Origin of the sequence: Candidatus Avoscillospira sp. LCP25S3_F1 (genome assembly GCF_052117125.1) — a bacterium.
Taxonomy (GTDB): Bacteria; Bacillota; Clostridia; order Oscillospirales; family Oscillospiraceae; genus Avoscillospira_A.
In genome coordinates this window covers 91,189-109,411 of record NZ_JBQKJT010000006.1, presented here as the reverse complement: position 1 = coordinate 109,411, position 18,223 = coordinate 91,189, and the positions used below count along the sequence as shown (strand labels likewise).

Annotated in this window: 21 protein-coding genes; 8 read left to right on the top strand and 13 right to left on the bottom strand. The window is 59.4% G+C overall.

The features are described from left to right. Positions 1-40: 40 nt before the first annotated feature. Entirely contained in the window at positions 41-1,282 is a 1,242-nt protein-coding gene (locus ACTQ33_RS07030) for a threonine synthase (protein WP_441463365.1), read from the top strand. 515 nt (positions 1,283-1,797) lie between these two features. Here the strand turns inward: ACTQ33_RS07030 and ACTQ33_RS07025 are convergent. From ACTQ33_RS07025 to ACTQ33_RS07005, 5 genes are all read right to left on the bottom strand, one after another. Further along, positions 1,798-3,636 carry a heavy metal translocating P-type ATPase gene (locus tag ACTQ33_RS07025; RefSeq protein WP_441463363.1) on the bottom strand — a complete coding sequence of 613 codons (1,839 nt, stop codon included), beginning with the start codon at positions 3,634-3,636 and terminating at the stop codon, positions 1,798-1,800. Positions 3,637-3,640: 4 nt separating this feature from the next. After that, on the bottom strand, positions 3,641-3,859 hold the full coding sequence (locus tag ACTQ33_RS07020) for a cation transporter (protein ID WP_441463361.1): 219 nt from the start codon (positions 3,857-3,859) through the stop codon (positions 3,641-3,643). 4 nt (positions 3,860-3,863) lie between these two features. Continuing rightward, positions 3,864-4,226 carry an ArsR/SmtB family transcription factor gene (locus ACTQ33_RS07015; protein WP_441463359.1) on the bottom strand — a complete coding sequence of 121 codons (363 nt, stop codon included), beginning with the start codon at positions 4,224-4,226 and terminating at the stop codon, positions 3,864-3,866. Positions 4,227-4,343: 117 nt separating this feature from the next. Further along, a complete protein-coding gene (locus ACTQ33_RS07010; protein WP_441463357.1) occupies positions 4,344-5,663 on the bottom strand; it encodes an MATE family efflux transporter in 1,320 nt (439 codons plus the stop codon). 144 nt (positions 5,664-5,807) lie between these two features. After that, positions 5,808-6,530: a hypothetical protein gene (locus ACTQ33_RS07005; RefSeq protein ID WP_441463355.1), complete on the bottom strand. Its 723-nt coding sequence runs from the start codon at positions 6,528-6,530 to the stop codon at positions 5,808-5,810. Positions 6,531-6,672: 142 nt separating this feature from the next. Between ACTQ33_RS07005 and ACTQ33_RS07000 the strand changes: the two genes are divergently transcribed. Both ACTQ33_RS07000 and ACTQ33_RS06995 read left to right on the top strand, forming a co-directional pair. Further along, a complete protein-coding gene (locus ACTQ33_RS07000; protein WP_441463353.1) occupies positions 6,673-7,515 on the top strand; it encodes a radical SAM/SPASM domain-containing protein in 843 nt (280 codons plus the stop codon). A gap of 29 nt (positions 7,516-7,544) precedes the next feature. Continuing rightward, positions 7,545-8,009 carry a GNAT family N-acetyltransferase gene (locus ACTQ33_RS06995; RefSeq protein ID WP_441463351.1) on the top strand — a complete coding sequence of 155 codons (465 nt, stop codon included), beginning with the start codon at positions 7,545-7,547 and terminating at the stop codon, positions 8,007-8,009. A gap of 43 nt (positions 8,010-8,052) precedes the next feature. Here ACTQ33_RS06995 and ACTQ33_RS06990 read toward each other — a convergent pair whose 3' ends face one another. The 4 genes from ACTQ33_RS06990 to ACTQ33_RS06975 are packed head-to-tail and all read right to left on the bottom strand — an operon-like array spanning position 8,053 to position 10,417. After that, positions 8,053-8,553 carry a hypothetical protein gene (locus ACTQ33_RS06990; RefSeq protein ID WP_441463349.1) on the bottom strand — a complete coding sequence of 167 codons (501 nt, stop codon included), beginning with the start codon at positions 8,551-8,553 and terminating at the stop codon, positions 8,053-8,055. A gap of 34 nt (positions 8,554-8,587) precedes the next feature. Continuing rightward, entirely contained in the window at positions 8,588-9,331 is a 744-nt protein-coding gene (locus ACTQ33_RS06985; RefSeq protein WP_441463347.1) for a hypothetical protein, read from the bottom strand. Beyond that, the gene (locus tag ACTQ33_RS06980; protein ID WP_441463345.1) at positions 9,321-10,052 is read right to left on the bottom strand and encodes an ABC transporter ATP-binding protein; all 732 of its coding nucleotides are present in this window, start codon (positions 10,050-10,052) and stop codon (positions 9,321-9,323) included. Before ACTQ33_RS06980 ends, ACTQ33_RS06985 begins: the two co-directional genes overlap by 11 nt. Next, the gene (locus ACTQ33_RS06975; protein WP_441463343.1) at positions 10,049-10,417 is read right to left on the bottom strand and encodes a GntR family transcriptional regulator; all 369 of its coding nucleotides are present in this window, start codon (positions 10,415-10,417) and stop codon (positions 10,049-10,051) included. The genes ACTQ33_RS06980 and ACTQ33_RS06975 overlap by 4 nt, the downstream gene beginning before the upstream one ends. A 135-nt stretch (positions 10,418-10,552) precedes the next feature. On the opposite strand from ACTQ33_RS06975, the gene ACTQ33_RS06970 reads away from it, so the two are divergent. The 3 genes from ACTQ33_RS06970 to ACTQ33_RS06960 all read left to right on the top strand — a co-directional run bounded on the left by ACTQ33_RS06970 (position 10,553) and on the right by ACTQ33_RS06960 (position 12,270). Next, positions 10,553-11,293: an N-acetylmuramoyl-L-alanine amidase gene (locus ACTQ33_RS06970; RefSeq protein ID WP_441463341.1), complete on the top strand. Its 741-nt coding sequence runs from the start codon at positions 10,553-10,555 to the stop codon at positions 11,291-11,293. A gap of 354 nt (positions 11,294-11,647) precedes the next feature. Beyond that, positions 11,648-11,851, top strand: a complete 204-nt coding sequence (locus tag ACTQ33_RS06965; protein WP_441463339.1) for a helix-turn-helix transcriptional regulator — start codon at positions 11,648-11,650, stop codon at positions 11,849-11,851. Further along, positions 11,848-12,270: a hypothetical protein gene (locus ACTQ33_RS06960; protein ID WP_441463337.1), complete on the top strand. Its 423-nt coding sequence runs from the start codon at positions 11,848-11,850 to the stop codon at positions 12,268-12,270. Before ACTQ33_RS06965 ends, ACTQ33_RS06960 begins: the two co-directional genes overlap by 4 nt. Before the next feature lie 37 nt (positions 12,271-12,307). Here the strand turns inward: ACTQ33_RS06960 and ACTQ33_RS06955 are convergent, their stop codons facing one another. The 4 genes from ACTQ33_RS06955 to murC all read right to left on the bottom strand — a co-directional run bounded on the left by ACTQ33_RS06955 (position 12,308) and on the right by murC (position 15,549). Then, positions 12,308-13,063 (bottom strand): DUF4097 family beta strand repeat-containing protein, encoded by a 756-nt coding sequence (locus ACTQ33_RS06955; RefSeq protein ID WP_441463335.1) that lies wholly within the window; start codon positions 13,061-13,063, stop codon positions 12,308-12,310. After that, on the bottom strand, positions 13,056-13,715 hold the full coding sequence (locus ACTQ33_RS06950; RefSeq protein WP_441463333.1) for a permease prefix domain 1-containing protein: 660 nt from the start codon (positions 13,713-13,715) through the stop codon (positions 13,056-13,058). Before ACTQ33_RS06950 ends, ACTQ33_RS06955 begins: the two co-directional genes overlap by 8 nt. After that, complete coding sequence (locus tag ACTQ33_RS06945) at positions 13,712-14,050, bottom strand: PadR family transcriptional regulator (RefSeq protein WP_441463331.1); 339 nt, start codon at positions 14,048-14,050, stop codon at positions 13,712-13,714. Before ACTQ33_RS06945 ends, ACTQ33_RS06950 begins: the two co-directional genes overlap by 4 nt. A 128-nt stretch (positions 14,051-14,178) precedes the next feature. Beyond that, on the bottom strand, positions 14,179-15,549 hold the full coding sequence (gene murC / locus ACTQ33_RS06940) for a UDP-N-acetylmuramate--L-alanine ligase (protein WP_441463329.1): 1,371 nt from the start codon (positions 15,547-15,549) through the stop codon (positions 14,179-14,181). Between the two features lie 139 nt (positions 15,550-15,688). Here murC and ACTQ33_RS06935 point away from each other — a divergent pair, with 139 nt between their 5' ends. Beyond that, positions 15,689-16,813: a CCA tRNA nucleotidyltransferase gene (locus ACTQ33_RS06935; protein ID WP_441463327.1), complete on the top strand. Its 1,125-nt coding sequence runs from the start codon at positions 15,689-15,691 to the stop codon at positions 16,811-16,813. Next, a complete protein-coding gene (locus ACTQ33_RS06930; protein ID WP_441463325.1) occupies positions 16,810-17,910 on the top strand; it encodes an endonuclease/exonuclease/phosphatase family protein in 1,101 nt (366 codons plus the stop codon). The genes ACTQ33_RS06935 and ACTQ33_RS06930 overlap by 4 nt, the downstream gene beginning before the upstream one ends. Positions 17,911-18,223 lie beyond the last annotated feature (313 nt).

Sequence of the window (18,223 nt, the reverse complement as noted above, 5' to 3'; positions counted from 1 at the left end):
ATCGCCCCGCCCGGTTTTGTCCAAATGGAGGTTGAAGCCCATGAAACACGTCAAATGCGCCCGCTGCATCCGCTGCGGCAAGGAATACGAGGCGACGCCCAATGTGACCACCTGCGACTGCGGCGGCATCCTCGATATCATTTATGACTACGACTACATCAAGGCCCACTTTACAAAAGAAACGCTGAAAAACCGTCAGGACCCCACCATGTGGCGCTATCGGGAGCTGCTGCCCGTGGAGGAGACCACCGAGGCCCCGCCCCTGCGGGTGGGCGGCAGTCCCCTCTATGAGGAGCCCCGTCTGGCGGCACAGCTGGGACTGAAACGGCTGTGGGTCAAAGACGACGGGTTGAACCCCACGGCGTCCCTCAAGGACCGGGCCTCTGCCATGGCTGTGGCAAAAGCGCGGGAAGCCGGGGCGGAAGTTATCGCCTGTTCGTCCACCGGCAACGCCGCGTCCTCCTTGGCCGGCAACGCCGCCGCCGCCGGTCTGAAAACGTACATCTTTGTCCCGTCCCGGGCCCCCAAGGGGAAGGTCGCCCAGCTGATGACCTTCGGCGCCACGGTGATTTCCGTCCAGGGCAGCTATGAGGACACCTTTGAGCTGTCCAAACAGGCCATTGACCGCTGGGGCTGGTACAACCGCAACGCCGCCATCAACCCGTATCTCTCCGAGGGCAAAAAGACCGTGGCTCTGGAAATCATGGAACAGCTGAACTGGCAGGTCCCCGACTACATCGCCATTTCCGTCGGCGACGGCTGCACCATTGCCGGACTGTGGAAGGGCCTTAAAGACCTCCACGCCATCGGTTTTATTGACCGGCTGCCCCGTCTGATCTCTGCCCAGGCCGCCGGGTGCTGCCCGCTGAACCGGGCCATTGCCGAGAATCAACCCTGGGAGCCCATGGAGGAGAACACCTTGGCCGATTCCATCGCCGTCGGTGTGCCCCGCAACGCAGAGAAAGCGCTGATGGCCATTCGGGAGTCCAACGGTCTGGTGGTCAATGTCACCGACGAGGAGATCATGGCGGCCCAAAAGCTCCTGGGCCGAACCTGCGGCGTCTTCGGTGAACCGGCCGGCGTCACGGGAACGGCGGGCGTCAAGAAGCTTTGCGAGCAGGGCGCCATCGGACCCAACGACACGGTCGTGAGCGTCGTCACCGGCAACGGCCTGAAAGACGTTGCCAACGCCATCGCCGCCTGCGGCGAGCCGATTTCTATTCCGTCCGATATGGATTTGCTGCTGAAAGCCTTTGCTGATAAGGGTATTGATTTGAAGTAAAAGGTAAGAGCGGTACTGGAAAAAAGATAAAAGTTTTACTCGATTTTTTCAAAAAATCGCGGTTTCCAAAGGCAGAGCCTTTGGTCGCGCCTCGCAAGGCGCGAAATTCCCGCTGGCCGCAGCCAGCGAAATACCCCAGCGTTCCCAAGCGCCCGTCGCAACGGGCGCAATCCCCACGGCAAAGCCGTAAGGCCGCCGTCCTCACCCCATAGCGGGTGGCGGACGGCGGCCTTTTTGAGCGTATTTGCCCCAGTCTACCGGTGGACGGCAGCGGATGCGGCGCATATGGCCCCCACCGTCCACCCCCACGGGGGCGGCGGCGCGGGCCATGGCCTGTGGCCAGAGATTGCGCCATCTGCGGATGGCGCTTTGGACGATCAGGGATTTCGCGCCGTGCGCGGCGCGGGTAGTTCGCCGGCTGCGGCCAGCGGGTATTTCGCCCGCTGCGGCGGGCGACCGGGGGCGCTGCCCCCTGGACCCCTGCGATTTTTTGAAAAAAATCGAGTAAAACTTTTTTATTTGATGCGTAGGGCGCGGGTGGCGTTACAGATGGCAATAACCATGACGCCCACATCGGCAAAGACGGCCTCCCACATGGTAGCCACGCCGAAGACGCCCAGAATCATCACCAGAATCTTCACTCCCAGGGAGAAAACGATATTCTGCCACACGATGGTGTTGGTCCGGCGGGAAATGGCGATGGCCTTGGCCAGCTTGGAGGGCTTGTCGTCCATGAGCACCACGTCGGCGGCTTCAATGGCCGCGTCGGAACCCATGGCGCCCATGGCTACGCCCACATCAGCACGGGACAGCACCGGCGCGTCGTTGATGCCGTCGCCCACAAAGGCCAGCTTGCCGCCGTTGGTCTCTTTCAGCAGCGCTTCCACCATGGCGACCTTGTCGCCGGGCAGCAGTTCAGCGTGAACGTCGTCCAACCCCAGCTCCTTTGCCACGGCTTCGCCCACGGCCTGCCGGTCACCGGTCAGCAGCACCGTTTTTCGGACGCCCAGGGCTTTCAGCGCCCGGATGGTCTCGGCGGCGTCATCCTTGACCCGGTCGGAAATAACCAGGTAGCCCAGATAGGTACCGTTTTTCGCCACATGGACCACAGTGCCGATCGCGTCGGTTTTGGCAGAGGGAATGTCGTGCTGTTCCAGCAGCCGCCCGTTGCCCACCAGTACCGGTTCTCCGTCCACCATGGCCCGGACGCCGTGGCCGGGCAGTTCATCCACCGGGCCTACCCGGCTGTGATCGGCTTTGCCGCCCCAGGCTTCCAGAATGGAGCGGGAAATGGGATGGTCGCTGTAGGACTCCGCCAAGGCCGCCGTCTCCAGCAGCGCTTCCCGGCTGATGCCCTGAGGCTCGACTGCCGTCACTCGGAAGCTGCCCTCCGTCAGTGTGCCGGTTTTGTCAAACACGACGATCTCGGTGTGGGCCAACTGTTCCAGATAGTTGGCGCCCTTGACGAGAATGCCCTTGCGGGACGCGCCGCCGATGCCGCCGAAGAAGCTCAGCGGTACGGAAATGACCAGGGCGCAGGGGCAGGACACCACCAGAAAGACCAGCGCCTGATGGAGCCAGTGGGACCAGTTGCCGGTGAACAGGGAGGGGAGCACCGCCACCAGCACGGCGGCAATGACCACCGCCGGGGTGTACCAGCGGGCAAACCGGGTGATAAACGCTTCGCTTTTGGCCTTGTTCATGGCGGAGTTTTCCACCAGATCGAGGATTTTTGACACGGTGGACTCGCCAAAGGATTTCGTGGTACGGATTTTCAGCAGACCCGACAGGCTGATGCAGCCGGAAATGACGTTGTCGCCCACATCCACATCCCGCGGCACCGATTCGCCGGTCAGTGCCATGGTGTCCAGGCTGGACCGGCCCTCCATGATCTGGCCGTCCAGGGGAATCTTTTCGCCGGGCTTCACTACAATGATGTCGCCCAGTGCCACTTCCTCCGGGTCCACCTGCTCCAGAACGCCGTCCCGTTCCACGTTGGCATAGTCGGGACGAATGTCCATAAGGGCGGCAATGGACCGGCGGCTCTTGCCCACGGCCACATGCTCAAAGAGCTCGCCCACCTGATAGAACAGCATGACGAACACGCCCTCGGGATATTCCCCGATGCAGAACGCGCCCACCGTAGCCAGCGCCATGAGGAAATTTTCATCGAAGACCTGACCCCGCAGGATGTTGCGGATGGCCCGCCACAAAACCTTCCAGCCGATGACCAGATAGGGGACCAGAAAGGCCGCCAGCTTCCAGGGGCCGTTCAAAGGCGCCAGGACGGCAGCCACAAACAGGACGGCGGCCACCAGAATTTGGGCCAGGTCTTTTTTCTGAGAATGTGTCATGGTCTCACCCCAGCAGACAGCAATCCGGCTCAACCTTTTTGCAGATTTTCTTCGCTTCCGCCACAATGGCCGTCTGGTCGTCGCAGTCCGTCTCCAGCGTCAGCTTCTGAGTCAGAAAGCTGATCTGCACCTTGGTGACGCCCTCCAGTTTGGCAATGGCCGTTTCCATTTTGGCGGCACAGTGGGCGCAGTCGAGATTTTCCAGTCTGTAAACCTTTTTCATATCGTTACTCCTCCAAATGTTCTTTTGCCATCCCGATGATGGTTTTTACATGGTCGTCGGCCAGGGAATAGTAGACCGTTTTCCCGTCCCGGCGGTTTTTAATGAGTTTGGCCTGCTTGATGATGCGCAGCTGATGGGATACGGCCGACTGGCTCATGCCCAGAATCTCCGCAATGTCGCAGACGCACAGCTCCGACGCAAAGAGAACGTACAGAATTTTCATGCGGGTCGTATCGCCGAAGACCTTGAACAGCTCCGCCAAATCCAACAGTTCATCCTCCGGCGGCATATGATGGAGCACTCGCTCCACAGCGTCGGCGTGGGGACAGTTGCTGTCACAGCGCTCGTTGTCGTACTGATCGATCATCCAGCCACATCCTTTCATATGAGCATCTGTTCATATGTTCAATATACACATCATATGTCCATCTGTCAATAGCGAAAATAAAAAATGGGGAAGCCTTTTTTCAGGCTTCCCCAATGCTTATACAGTTTTAAGATTGTCCCGGCGCAGGAACCATACAGCCACCAGAACCGTACCCAGCTCCGTCAGAGGCATAGCCCACCAGAGACCCGTAATGCCCCAGGGCAGCAGGGGCAGCACATAGAGGAACGGCACCAGGAACAGGCAGCCCCGGCAAAGGGAGACCAGCACCGATTGGCCGCTGCGGAGTACCGACTGGAGATAATAGCTGACGGCGATGTTGACGCCGCTGAGCAGCAGCGATACGGCATACCGCCGCATGATGCCCGGTCCCACGGCCAGCACCTCCGGCGTCACATCCATATAGATGCCCAACAGCTGCCGGGGGAACAGTTGGACGACGGCGAAAAAGGTGACGCTCATAATGGCGGTGGTGGTCAAAGCCATGGTCAGCACCTGCCGCACCCGGTCCCGGCGTCCTGCGCCGTAGTTGATGGAGACAATGGGCTGCAACGCCTGTCCCACGCCGTAGAAGAAGCATTGGAACGTGATGGCGACATTGGACATGGTGCCGTAGGCGGCCAGCTCCGTGGCTGTGCCGTACCGCATGATCTGGTTGTTGAACAACGCAATGGCGAAGCCATAGGACAGGTCCACGATAAAGGGGGCAAAGCCCGACTGGACAATCTGCCGCAGCGTTTTCCAGACCTGAGTGGGCCGAATGAGCCGCAGACGGCAGGATTTGCGCAGGAAGTACGTCAGCAGCACCAGCACCGCCGCCGTCTGGCCGATGCCGGTGGCAAGGCCCGCGCCGGCGGCGCCCATGTCCATGGTGAAGACCAGAAACACATCGAGAAAAATGTTGAGGATACCGCCGGTCATCACCGCCGCCGTACAGAGCAGGGGCGCGCCGTCGTTGCGGATATAGGCGATGAACAGCTGCCCCAGCAGGAAGCAGGGAAAGGTGGGGAAAACGTATTTGGAATAGGCCATAGCCAGGCCGATCAGCTGATCGTCCGCGCCCAACAGCCGGAGAATCTCCTCACAGTATGCCATGCCCGCCACCGTCAGCACCGCCGACAGGACCAGACCCGCCAGCAGGGAGATGACAAAGTAGCGGTCGCCGTCCTGCTGCCGTCCCTCGCCGCGGCACAGGCTCATGTGGACCGCGCCGCCGATGCCCAGCAGCATGCCCAGACTGATAAAGACGGAAAACAACGGCGTCACGCAGGCCAATGCCGCCGCGCCGTCGGGGCCTTCGTACTGACCCACACAAATGATATCCACCATGGTGTAGATGCTGACCACCAGAGCGCTGCCGCAGGCAGCAATGAGATATTTCCGGAACAGCTTGCCGATGCGGTCATGTAACAAATCCATGCGGTTCTTCCTCCTTCGTCAAAAAAAGAGTGCGCCCGTGTTCGAGCGCACTCGTCATCTTCTCCAAGCAGACGGCTGCGGCCGTCTGTCCTCCGATGTTCGTGTGTATTATAGCAGGAAAAACTAAAAAATCAAGTAAAAACATTATACGTTTTTGTGAGATTTGGGAAATTCCACGCCATTGGCCGCCAACAGGAACCGAATGGGATAATAGGTGTCCACATAGTGCGTCAGGAACCACTCCACGGTGGCCTCGGGCCGGTTCCGCAGTTCCGGCGCTTCCCGGCGGAAGGCCGTAAAGGTCTGCTCATCGCCGGAGATCAGCGCCGCCGCCACCTCGCCCCGGCCCTCCTGGACCAGGCGGCGGAGACAGCCGTCCATGATCTGGGCGCACGCCCGTTCCTCCGGTTCCGCCCGGTCCTCCAGGGAGCCAAGCCAGGCCAGAAAGGCCTCCGGCTTCACCTCGGTGCGGGTGGTGACCCGGGCCAGCCGGTAAAAGCCCGCCGCGTCGCCGGTCCGCAGCACCTCTATCAGATACTGCATCAGGCCGTCCTCCAACGCGCAGCAGTCCAGCAGGGCGGCGTAGGCGTTGTCCCGCTGGGGTTCCTGGGCGCCGGGCAGCTGTTCCAACAATGCCTCGATATCCTGGGGCTTGTAGTCGTCGAATACGTCCTGGGGAATTTCCACGCCTTCAGCGGCGGCGCAGGCTTTCACAAAACCGTCCATGCCCAGTTTCTCCGCCTGGGTCAGCAGGGAGGCGGCCCGGGCCATGTCGTCGGTTCCCTCCACGGTGATTTGGTCGGGGCAGGGCTTGGAGCCGTCCAGAATTCCCGATGTATATTGCAAATAGTATTCCCAAAGGGTCATGGTGCAACATCCTTTCCACATTTTTATCAGTGTATCACAGGGAAGGTATAGTTGCAATCTCCACGGAGAATTTGTTATACTAAAGACAATGCCGCTGTGCGGCATTGCATCAGAAAAATCGTGCCGAAAGAGAGGGTCCCCCATGTTTGCCAAGCTGTATCTGGAGATCACCAGCCGCTGCAATCTGGCGTGCAGCTTCTGTCCCGGCACCACCCGCCCGGCAAAGTTTCTGACGGCGGAGGAATTTCAAATCCTGGCCCGTCGCCTGCGGCCCCACGGCCAATACCTTTACTTCCACGTCATGGGAGAACCGCTGCTGCACCCCCAGCTGCCGGAGCTGCTCGCCATTGCAGGGGAGCTAGGCTTCCGGGTCATTCTGACCACCAACGGTACCCTGCTGCCCCAGCGGCGGGAAACGCTGCTGACGGCTCCCGCCCTCCACAAGGTCAATCTGTCCCTCCACGCCCCGGAGGCCAACGGCGTTACGGAGTTTACGCCGTATCTGACGGGCTGCACGGATTTCTTGCAGGCGGCAGCGGAACAACGCCTGCTGTGCTCCCTGCGGCTGTGGAATCTGGACGGGGCCGACACCGTGGGGCGGCACCGATACAACGGCCAGATCGTGGCGGCGTTGGAACGGGCATTTCCCCGGCCCTGGGTGCAGAATACCAGGGGGTACCGGTTGGCCGACCGGATCTTTCTGGAGTGGGGCGAGAAATTCGACTGGCCCGATTTGCAGGCCCCGGACCGGGGCGGGCATTGCTTCTGTTACGGTCTGCGGGACCAGGTGGCCGTCCTTAGCGACGGTACGGTGGTGCCCTGCTGTCTCGACCGGGAGGGGGCCATGGCCCTGGGCAATCTGTTTGAAACCCCCTTGGAGGAGATTCTGGAAACGCCGAAAGCAAGGGCCATCTACAACGGCTTTTCCCGCCGGGAGGCCGTGGAACCGCTCTGCCGCACCTGCGGCTTCGCACGAAGATTTTAAGATTTGAATGGTTCAAAGGAGTGTTTGCAATGGAAATTCGCAGAGCAGAGGAGCGGGACATGCCCGCCATCATGGAACTGCTGGCGCAGGTCAATCTGGTCCATCACAAGGGACGGCCGGACCTGTTCAACATCGGCACCAAGTACACCGCCGAGGAGCTGCGGGACCTGATTCACAACGACCGGAAGCCCATTTTTGTCTTTGATGACGAGGGGACCGTCCGGGGCTATGCCTTCTGCGTATTCCAGCAGCATGTGGATGACAACATCCTCACCGATATCAAGACGCTGTACATCGACGATCTGTGTGTGGACGAGAACTGCCGGGGCAAGCATGTGGGCCGCCGCCTGTACGACCATGTGCTCCAATTCGCCAGGGAGCAGGGCTGCTACAATGTGACGCTCAACGTGTGGAGCTGCAACGAAAGCGCCATGGGCTTCTATGAAGCCTGCGGTCTCAAGCCCCAGAAGGTGGGTATGGAGGTTATTTTATAAATCGATAAAAAGTCCGGGATTCTTCCGAATCCCGGACTTTTTGCTAGGTATCAAGTTGACAGAAATACAGAATATCCTGATCGGTGTCATAGACAGCCAACGTAAAATTAAAAGAAGAACGTTCCAGAATGGGTTGGGCCGCTATGGTTTCGTAATGGGTCTGCCGGTCGATGAAGCAGTAGTAGCCGTTCTCGATCTGCGGCAGCAGGGCATTGCCGTCGCTGTCGGTCAGATACGGACCCATGGAATGGGCAGCGTCAGACTGGCCGTAGACCAGAATCTCCGCGGTGTTGTCCAGGGGCAGGGGCGTCCAGTCGGAACGCGTCTGAATCTCCTGTTCCAGGGCATTGTCGGAGAAGGTCAGGGCGAAGCAGGAGGTCCCGTCACCGTTGCCGCCGTGGGTGTCGTAGTGGAGCAGCTCCGTACCGTCGGTGGCGTCCAGCTCCAGTTCCTCTGCGATCTGCTCTTTGGCTGTTTTGGCGCCGCAGGCGGTCAGGGCCAGGAGGGACGCGGCCAGCATCAGCATCCATGCAAGTTGTTTCACGGGAGGTACACAACCTTTCTCCAAACCGGTGGAATTATTCCAGATTCAGCTTTTTGGACAGAATGCGCTCTGTTACCACAAAGAACAGCACAGCCCGCAGGAAGTAGTAGCCAGCCAGCAGCAGGAAATACTGCGTGGCATCCTGGAACAGGGGAACCGGGATGGTAATACTCACGGCCAGCTCCAGCCAGGAGAACACCATGTGGATGGCAATGTAGATGCCCACGGCCCAGCCAATGCGGTGTTTGCTGGCCAGGTGGCCCAGGGCCAGGGATACATAAATTTGGGTAATGGCGCAGAGGCCGGAGGCAATGGCCGCCAGACAAGCGGACACAATGGGACCCGGATAGAGCCGGAATGCCATGCCGATGGCATCAAACATGGTGAAATAGGTCTCGGAGTCAAAGGCAATGACCAACACCGAAATACCGCCCACAATGCAGCTGCCCAGGCAGACGATGACGGCGGCAGTCAGCTTGGAAGTCAGCAGCTGCCAGGGCTGTACGGGCAGGGTGAACATCAGATAACCCTCGTCCTTCAGCAGTCCCTGATAGAACCGCTGAATCACCAGCACCGCCGTCACCACCATGACGGCTACCACCAGACTGCCATATACCAGCATGGCCACCATGGCCGGGAGCTGGGCGGCCCCGCTGGCTTGGTCCAGGGAGCGAATGGTGAAACAGTTGATGATGGACACGGCCAGCAGCGCCACCCACAGGGGAACAAAGTTCCGCAGCATGGATTTCAAGTCGTATTTCAGCAGTTTACCGGTCATAGCGTTCCCCTCCATAGGCCTCCGCCCGGAAAATCTCCCGGAACAGGGCGTCCACACTCTTTCCTTCCTCCTCACGGATGGCGTCCACGCTGTCATGGCGCACCACATGGCCCGACTGGAGGAAAATGGCCTCATCGAGCACCCGTTCCACATCGCCAATCAGGTGGGTGGAGATCAAAACGGTGCCGTTCTCGTTGTAGTTGGTCAGAATCGTATTCATAATGTAGTCCCGGGCCGCCGGGTCCACACCGGCAATGGGTTCATCCAACAGATAGAGCTGGGCCTTGCGGCTCATGACCAAGGCCAGCTGCAATTTCTCCTTGGTGCCCTTGGACATGGATTTGATCCGGTGACCCGGCTCAATTTTCAGGCTGCGGCACATATCCTCGGCCTTGGCACGGTCAAAGTCCGGATAGAAGTCGGCGAAAAAGTCCGTCAGGTCCTTGGCCCGCATCCAGTCGGCAAAGTACATCCGGTCCGGCAGATAGCTGACCTGGCTCTTGGTATGGGGGCCGGGCTTCTGGCCGTCAATGAGCAGTTCGCCGCCGGAGGGCTGCAACAGACCGCACAGCAGCTTGATCAGCGTTGTCTTGCCGGAACCGTTGGGCCCCAGCAGTCCCACGATGCGCCCCCGGCCAATGGTCAGATTGACCTGATCCAGGGCCGTAAATTTGCCGTAATCCTTGACCAGATCCCGGCATACAATTAAATCTTCTTTCATATGTCTTCCTCCTCCCACGTTTGCAGCAGTTCCGCCGCTTCGGCCCGGGTGAACCCCAACAGGGCCATCTGTTCCAGATATGTTTTGATGGTTCCATGGGCCAGCCGCCGTCGGGTGGCCGTCAGGACCGATTCATCGTCGGTGACGGTGCGGCCTGCCGTCCGGTTGGTCACCACCAGTCCGTCGGCCTCCAGCTGGGCCAGAGCCCGCTGCATGGTGTTGGGATTGACCCCGGCTTCGGCGGCCAGCTCCCGGACCGTGGGCATCTTGCTGCCACGGACGTAGGAACCGGTGGCAATGCGCAGCGTCAACTGCTCGTGTAGCAGCTGCCAGATGGGCCGGCCATCGCTGAGATTCCAGTTCACAGTCCCACTCCTTTCTGTCTTATTGTACTAAGTGCTTAATACAAGTATACAAAAATCCTGCCGGTTGTCAAGAGGGTGTCACAACTTTTTTTCTCCGGCATAGGATGGCATAAAACAAGGAAAGGCGGAGGAACTATGCCATTTTTATTTCTCAGTCCATCCACCCAGGACTTCAATCCCTATGTGACCGAGGGCAACGAACAGCTGTGGATGAACCGTCTGGCCGACCGGATGGAGCCCTATCTGGAAGCCAGCGGCATCAACGTCACCCGCAATAATCCCAACGGCAGCGCAGCCACGTCCATACGGCAGTCCAATCTGGGGACATATGACTTCCACTTGGCGCTCCACTCCAACGCGGCTCCGGAGAATCTGGCGGGACAGCTGCGGGGCATCGACGCCTATTATTATCCTGGGGCCAAATTCGGTCAGGCCATGGCCCAACTGGTGGTGGACAATCTGAAACCCATCTATCCCTTGCCCGACAAGGTCCAGACTCGGACTTCCACCGCCATTGGGGAACTGCGGCAGACCAAGGCTCCGGCGGCCCTCATTGAAATCGGCTACCATGACAATGTCCAGGATGCCACCTGGCTGGTGGAAAATCTGGATGAGATCGCGGCGGCCATGTCCCGGGCCGTGTGTCAGTATTTCGGTTTGCCCTTTTTGCAGCCCCAGGGGTCCCAGAATGGCGTGGTCCGGACGGAAAATACGCCCATGAATCTGCGGGGCGGCCCCGGTACGGACTTCCCGGTGCTGCGGCGGGTGCCCAACGGCACGCCGGTGGAGATTCTCAACCAGTATAACGGCTGGTATGTCATCCGGGTGGGGGACCTCCTGGGCTATGCCGACGGCCGGTATCTCGAAGTAGACTAAAAAAATAAAGTTTTTACTGAATTTTTTTACAAAAAAATTCTGGGGTCCAGGGGAAAAGCCCCGGTCGCGCCCCGCAGGGCGCGAAACACCCACCCGCCGCAGCGGGTGAAATCCCCAGTCGTCCCAAAGCGCCATCCGCAGATGGCGCAATCCCTGGCCAACGGCCAAGGCCGCCGGTGCCGCTCCCTGCGGGGGTGGACACCGGCGGCCTTTTTGCGTTCCTGCTTCCCACAGGCCGTTACTTCCATAGCTTGTCCCGATTAAAATGGAAAGTACACTTGATATTCTCCGCAGTCGTACTATAATGAAACTGAAGATGTGGAAAGTATGCTTTCCATCAGAAGGGAGGTTCCCATGAAAAACCGATTGGAGGAGCTGCGGAAGCAGCGGGGAATCAAACAGGAAGAGTTGGCAAACGCGTTGGAGGTATCCCGGCAAACCATCGGCTCGTTGGAAAACGGACGGTACAATCCATCCATTCTGCTGGCGTTTAAAATTGCCCGGTATTTTGGTATGACCATTGAGGAAATTTTTATCTATGAGGAGGGAGCAGAATGAAAAACAAAAAATTGTTCCTTTTGGAGGGCTTGGCGGGAATTTTGCTGATTGCCGTAAGTTTCTTTGTAAAAAGCGATTACTATTCGACGATGGTGTTTTCCATGGGCTTCGGCGTCACGACGACTTCTGTCGCCCAGCTCATCCGTACCACCTACTGGACCAATCCCAAACGGCGGGAGGCCTACGAAGCCAAACAAAGAGAAGCGCATATCAATTTTGTGGACGAGAGAAAGCAGTATTTGCGGATGAAAGCGGGGCATATTACCTATCAAATTATGACCGTTGCGTTGCTGCTCCTGGCACTGGTGCTGGCCGTTGTACGGGCAGACGAATGGATTATCGCCATGGTTTTCGTGCTGTTTTTGAGCCAGTGGGCGGTTGGAGTAGCCGTGTTCCGCGCGTTGGAAAAAAGACTATAAAAAGCAAAGGTCGGGGGCAGCGCCCCCGGCCTTTGCTTTACCAGTCTGTCAATTTGATGGAACCTGTGGTGCTTTCGGCCTCCACAGCAAGGCTGCCGTCACCCCAGACGGTGCCGGAGACAGTGCGTTCGTAGGAAAGACCGTTGTACTCGTCCTTGATGCTGCCGGTGGTGGTTTCGGCGGTCATGGTGTAGCCCGTTACGTTTTCCAGGGCCAGCTTGATGGACCCGGTGGTGCTCTCCAGCTGACACCGGGTAGTAGACCAATCGGCGGTGACCTTTACAGAGCCGGTGGTGGTCTCCACGTCCAGCAATTGAAAGGGCTCATACACTTTAACGCTGCCGGTGGTACATTGGACGGTCAAGGCGTTGCCGCCCACAGAAACCTGGATACCGCCGGAGACCGTGTCCAGCTGATAGTTCAGCGCATCATCTCCGGGCACTTCCAGGACTAGACGGCCGCCGGACAGGAAATTGCCTTTGGCGGTGGTGACGCGGAGGGTGCCGCCCGTCTGCTCCCAGGTAGGCGTCTCGGCAGGGAGGAGGCCGCCGGTGTAGTACCGGGCGACCACATCCGGCCCGGTTCCCGCTACAACATCTACGGCACAGGTCCGGCTCTCCACGGCAATATCCGTCACATCGGAAAAAGACGCTTCCGCCGCCAGCTTGCCGTCTCCGATCAGAGACACGGAGAATTTACCGCCGGTCACAGCCACAACCGCCGCCGCCAACACCGCCACAAAGGAGAGAATTAAAACCACAAGACGAATCCAAAGCAGGGTACGGTTATTCATGGTGCCACCTCAATGTGATCACGGTGCGGATGATGGCCGACAGCAGACCTGCCAGGGGCCAGATGATCCAGGTGATGCCCCAGGCAGCGGTGAGAAAACTGGTAACCAGATAGACTGTGGTAACGACAATCCAGTACAGATTCATCACGGCTTTGACAGTCTGGCCGCCGGGATGGTGCTGGGCCTCTTTCATCCAGCGGTCATCCTGGTCCTCCTCCCGATACTCCACCGGCGTGGACATTTCGGTATAGATCAGCAGCGCCGTAGCGCCGGCTACCAGCACCAGCAGAATCACCACGGCCAGAATCTGCACACCTTCCCAGGGGGCCAGGGCGCTGGCCACCACAATGGCAGCGCCCAAAATATAGGTGGCCACGGCAATGGCCGTGTTGCGGGCGCTGCGGCGGCGGTAGTGCTGGGCCTCCTGCCGGAAATGCTCGTCGGGCATGACCTGGGCAATCATCTCGTCCAGATCGCCCATACTGGCTACTGTCAGACTGTAGGCTTCACTGTCGCTTTTGCCCTCCCGCAGATAGTCCTCGTAGCGCTCCCGCATGTTGCCCAGCAGCTCCTCTTTTAGATCCAGGGCCTTTTTGGTCCGGGGAACGTCTTCAAAAAGCGCCTGTACATAACGGTCAATTTTTTGACTCATGGTTCCTCTTCTCCTTGTAACAGTGTGTCGATGATGGTTTTAAACGTTTGCCAATCGGCGCAGTTTTCACGGTACAGCGCCCGCCCCAGCTCCGTAATGGCATAGTAGCGCCGCCGTGCGCCGGTGGTTTCATCGCCCCAGTAGGACCGGATACAGCCGGCGCTTTCCAGACGGCGGAACGTGGTGTACAGCGTGGCCTCCTTCAATTCCAAAAGACCGCCGCTGGCCTGGGCCACTGCCTTGTTGAGCTCGTAGCCGTAACTGTCATGGCGGAGCAGCTGGGCAAGAATGATGGTGTCCGTATACCCACGGATCATATCGGACATGTTCAGCATTTCCTCACCTCTCTGGCTGTACTATACTACAGAGATACCTCATCTGTCAATGTATATTTTCAGAGTTGGTAAATCATCAGATGATAAAGAAAGCCCGCACCGATGGTTCGGTGCGGGCCGCTGTATCGTTATTTGGTTTTTAAAAGGGATTCTCCGGCTTTGAAGATATCGCCGGCGCCGACAGTGAGAATCAGGTCGCCGGGCTGCGCCAGCTTGCGCAGCTGCTCTGTGACTTCCGGCAGGGTCTCGCAGTAGATGGCGCCGGGAATCTGCGCCACCAGATCGGCCGAGGAAATGCCGATGGTGTTCTGTTCCCGGGCGGCGTAGATTTCTGCCACCACAGCCACATCCACCCGCCGCAGCTCCCGGACGAAATCGTCGAATAGGGCATGGGTCCGGGTGTAGGTGTGGGGCTGGAAAGCACAGAGAATCCGCTTGTAGCCCATGGTTTGGACGGCGGACAGCAGGGCGTGGAGTTCGCCGGGGTGATGGGCGTAGTCGTCGTAGACGTCGGCGCCGTTGTACACGCCCTTTTTCTCCATGCGCCGGCCCGCACCGTGGAAGGTAGCCAGACCGCGGGCGGCGGTTTCGCCGTCGATACCGCAATGCCAAGCCACGGCAATGGCGGCGACCGCGTTGAGGGCGTTGTGGCGGCCCACCACGCCCAGCTCGAAATGTCCGTAGGGGGTCCCATTGCAGAGAACGTCAAAGGCGTGCCAGTCGTCGCTGCAATTTACCGCCCGGACGGTGCAGTTCTCGCCCAGACCAAAGGTGATATGGTCGATGCCCGCCAGGGTTTCCTGGGTATTGGCGTCATCGCCGGAGGCGATCACACAGCCCGTTTCCGGTACCAGCTGGGCAAAGGCCCGGAAGGATTTCTGAACGTCGGCCAAATCCTTGAAGAAATCCAGATGGTCGGCTTCCACGTTGAGAATCACCGCAATGGTGGGGAAAAAGTTCAAAAAGGAGTTGTAATACTCGCAGCTTTCCATGATGATGGTGCCGCCACGGCCCACCCGATGCCCGGCGTTCAGCAGGGGAAGACGGCCGCCGATCATAACGGTGGGGTCCTTTTGGGCTTCCATAAAGATGTGGGTCACCATGGAGGTGGTGGTGGTTTTGCCGTGGGTACCGGCAATGCAGATGGCTTCCCGGTAGGATTTCATGATGTAGCCCCAGGCCTGGGCCCGCTCGAAAATGGGAATGCCCAAGGCGCGGGCGGCGGCGATTTCCGGGTTGTCGTTATGGACGGCGGCGGTGCGGATGATGGCTTCGGCGCCCTCAATGTTTTCAGCCCGGTGGCCGATGGCCACGGGGATGCCCTGGGCCAGCAGACCGTCGGTGGCGGGGGAGTTGCTCATATCGGAGCCGGAGATGACCACGCCCATGTCGTGGAGCACCAGGCCCAGGGGGCGCATGGAAACGCCGCCGATGCCGATGAGGTGGACACGGCGGCCGGGGCGGAGATACTGACCGATCAAAGCGGCGTTGGAAGGCATAAAACTTCCTCCTTCTATCAATTCAAAAGCATTGCAGCTTGCAAAGACGCTTGGTGTTCATTATAATACGAAATGGCCTGTGTGACAAGAAAAATTACACGAATCCTATCACTTCTGTTCTGGAAAGGCGGGAAACGGCATGACGGCAAAAGAGGCGGCGGACAGCGTGCTGCTGCGGCTGGAAGCGGCGGGATATGAAGCCTGGGCCGTGGGCGGCTGCGTCCGGGACACGCTGCTGGGCCGGACGGTCCACGATTGGGACATGACCACGTCGGCCACCCCCCGACAGGTCCTTGCCCTCTTTTCCCACTGTGTCCCAACGGGCTTGCGGCACGGCACCGTCACGGTGCTGGAATCGGGCTATGCCTTTGAGGTGACCACCTATCGGGCCGAAACCGGCTACTCCGACGGCCGCCATCCCGACGCGGTTTCCTTTGTGGGAACGCTGGAAGAGGACTTGGCCCGGCGGGATTTTACGGTCAACGCCATGGCGTTGGACGTGCGGGGCCGTCTGGTGGACCTCCACGGGGGACGGGAGGACCTGCAAAACCGGCTGCTGCGCTGTGTGGGGGAGCCGGAACGGCGGTTCCGGGAGGATGCCCTGCGGATGCTGCGGGCCGTGCGGTTTTCGGCCCAGCTGGGATTTACCATCGAACCGGAAACGCGGCAGGCCATGGCAGTCTGTGCCGATGGCTGCGCCGTCCTGTCGGCGGAACGCATCCGGGACGAGGTGGAAAAAACCCTACGGTCGCCGGAGCCCCAGCGGGTGTTGGAACTGCTGGAATATGGTATGCTCCGTGCCGTGGGATTGGAGCCGGGGACGGCCAGGCCCTGGCCCGCTGTGATCATCGAGGGTTCAGCCACGGCCTGGGCGGTCTTTCGGCTGGCCGTGCCGGACTTTGACCCCACCGCCATGCGGCTGGACAAAAAGACGGGCCGTCTGGCGGTGGAAACGGCGTCCCTTTACGGGCCGGAACTGACCATGGCCCGGATGAAACGGGTGGTGGCAGGCCACGGCTGGGCCGTGGGCCGGTGCCTTTGCACCCTGTATGGACAAGTAGCCCTGGCCGAGGAGCTGGAACAGTCCGGCGACTGCGTGACGCTGGCCCAACTGGCCATTACGGGCCGGGACCTGCCGGTGACCGGCCCGGCGGTGGGGCTGCTGCTGCGGCAGCTGTTAAATCATGTGCTGGAGGTTCCGGCGGACAATGAACGGACGCGGCTGCTGGAGCTGGCCGCCGCATGGAAGGAGAACACCCTGTGAAACTGCGTCGTATTTTGTATGTGTTGGGCGGTCTGGTGCTGCTGTGTCTGCTGGTGGTGGGCGGCTACGCCCTCTATTTGCAGCTGCAATACAGCCGCATTCCGGACCATTTGGAGCTGGAAGTGGAAAATCCCCAGGAGACGGTGCTGCAAACCGGCACGACGTACAGCGCCGTCACCTGGAACATCGGCTTCGGCGCCTATGACCACGACTTTTCCTTTTTCATGGACAAGGGATTTATGGAGGACGGGACGCCGGTCCAGGGCAAGCAATCCCGGGCCGGAAGCCGGGAGCGGGTGGAGACCAATGTGGGCGGCGTGGAGGACACGTTAAAGGACCTGAACGCCGATTTTCTGCTGTTGCAGGAGGTGGACGAGGAGGCCACCCGCAGCTATGAAGTGAATGAGCGTCAATGGCTGACGGCGGCCTTTCCCGACAAAAGCGCCGTCTATGCCTGCAATTTCCATTCGGCCTACCTTTTCTATCCGGTCTACGAGCCCCACGGCGTTGTCAACGCGGGGCTGTTGACGCTGAGCGGCTATGCCGTTGACGGGGCGGAGCGCCGCAGTTATCCGGTGGACCAGAGTTTCCCCACCAAGTTTTTTGATCTGGACCGGTGCTTTGCGGTCCAGCGGCTGCCGGTGGACGGGGGAAAGGAACTGGTGCTCATCAACTCCCATATGTCGGCCTACGACGAGGGCGGCATCATCCGACAGGCCCAGATGGAACTGCTGTGTCAGGTTTTGGAGGAGGAGTACCGTCAGGGCAACTATGTGATTGTCGGCGGCGACTACAACCATGTACTGGGGGATACGCTGGGAATCTTCCCGTCCCAGCAGCAGGTTCCCCCCTGGGTCCAGACCTTTGATGAAACGATGCTGCCCGATGGTATTTCGGTGGTGTATGCCGACAACGACCAGCAGGTTCCCACCTGCCGCAGCTGCGACTTGCCCTACACCAAGGGCGTCAATTACTCTTCCGTGCTGGACGGGTTCCTGATTTCGGATAATGTGCAGGCCCGGGCCGTCAATGTGGATACGGATTTTGCTTATAGTGACCATAACCCGGTGGAATTGGAATTTACCCTGTTGCCGTGAGCAGTTTGCTGAACGCAATAATAAAAAAGTTTGACTCGATTTTTTTCAAAAAATCGCGGTTTCCAAAGGCAGAGCCTTTGGTCGCCCGTCGCAACGGGCGAAATACCCGCGCCGCGCACGGCGCGAAATTCCCTGTCGTCCAAAGTGCCATCCGTAGATGGCGCAATCCCCGCGGCGTTAGCCGCAAGGCCCACGGCGTCCCCTTACGGGGGCAGCCGTGGGCCTTTTACGATACCAGCGCACCAGAAACGCAGCACCGCCGCTGAATTTGCAGTTCGTTCACGACTTTCTTAAGGTTCGCTTATGGTGCCTG

What these genes read in the sequence shown, in the direction of transcription:
- ACTQ33_RS07030 (WP_441463365.1), top strand. Translation starts at nt 41, where the DNA reads ATGAAACACGTCAAATGCGCCCGCTGCATCCGCTGCGGCAAGGAATAC.
- ACTQ33_RS07025 (WP_441463363.1), bottom strand. Translation starts at nt 3,636, where the DNA reads ATGACACATTCTCAGAAAAAAGACCTGGCCCAAATTCTGGTGGCCGCC.
- ACTQ33_RS07020 (WP_441463361.1), bottom strand. Translation starts at nt 3,859, where the DNA reads ATGAAAAAGGTTTACAGACTGGAAAATCTCGACTGCGCCCACTGTGCC.
- ACTQ33_RS07015 (WP_441463359.1), bottom strand. Translation starts at nt 4,226, where the DNA reads ATGATCGATCAGTACGACAACGAGCGCTGTGACAGCAACTGTCCCCAC.
- ACTQ33_RS07010 (WP_441463357.1), bottom strand. Translation starts at nt 5,663, where the DNA reads ATGGATTTGTTACATGACCGCATCGGCAAGCTGTTCCGGAAATATCTC.
- ACTQ33_RS07005 (WP_441463355.1), bottom strand. Translation starts at nt 6,530, where the DNA reads ATGACCCTTTGGGAATACTATTTGCAATATACATCGGGAATTCTGGAC.
- ACTQ33_RS07000 (WP_441463353.1), top strand. Translation starts at nt 6,673, where the DNA reads ATGTTTGCCAAGCTGTATCTGGAGATCACCAGCCGCTGCAATCTGGCG.
- ACTQ33_RS06995 (WP_441463351.1), top strand. Translation starts at nt 7,545, where the DNA reads ATGGAAATTCGCAGAGCAGAGGAGCGGGACATGCCCGCCATCATGGAA.
- ACTQ33_RS06985 (WP_441463347.1), bottom strand. Translation starts at nt 9,331, where the DNA reads ATGACCGGTAAACTGCTGAAATACGACTTGAAATCCATGCTGCGGAAC.
- ACTQ33_RS06980 (WP_441463345.1), bottom strand. Translation starts at nt 10,052, where the DNA reads ATGAAAGAAGATTTAATTGTATGCCGGGATCTGGTCAAGGATTACGGC.
- ACTQ33_RS06970 (WP_441463341.1), top strand. Translation starts at nt 10,553, where the DNA reads ATGCCATTTTTATTTCTCAGTCCATCCACCCAGGACTTCAATCCCTAT.
- ACTQ33_RS06965 (WP_441463339.1), top strand. Translation starts at nt 11,648, where the DNA reads ATGAAAAACCGATTGGAGGAGCTGCGGAAGCAGCGGGGAATCAAACAG.
- ACTQ33_RS06960 (WP_441463337.1), top strand. Translation starts at nt 11,848, where the DNA reads ATGAAAAACAAAAAATTGTTCCTTTTGGAGGGCTTGGCGGGAATTTTG.
- ACTQ33_RS06955 (WP_441463335.1), bottom strand. Translation starts at nt 13,063, where the DNA reads ATGAATAACCGTACCCTGCTTTGGATTCGTCTTGTGGTTTTAATTCTC.
- ACTQ33_RS06950 (WP_441463333.1), bottom strand. Translation starts at nt 13,715, where the DNA reads ATGAGTCAAAAAATTGACCGTTATGTACAGGCGCTTTTTGAAGACGTT.
- ACTQ33_RS06945 (WP_441463331.1), bottom strand. Translation starts at nt 14,050, where the DNA reads ATGCTGAACATGTCCGATATGATCCGTGGGTATACGGACACCATCATT.
- murC (WP_441463329.1), bottom strand. Translation starts at nt 15,549, where the DNA reads ATGCCTTCCAACGCCGCTTTGATCGGTCAGTATCTCCGCCCCGGCCGC.
- ACTQ33_RS06935 (WP_441463327.1), top strand. Translation starts at nt 15,689, where the DNA reads ATGACGGCAAAAGAGGCGGCGGACAGCGTGCTGCTGCGGCTGGAAGCG.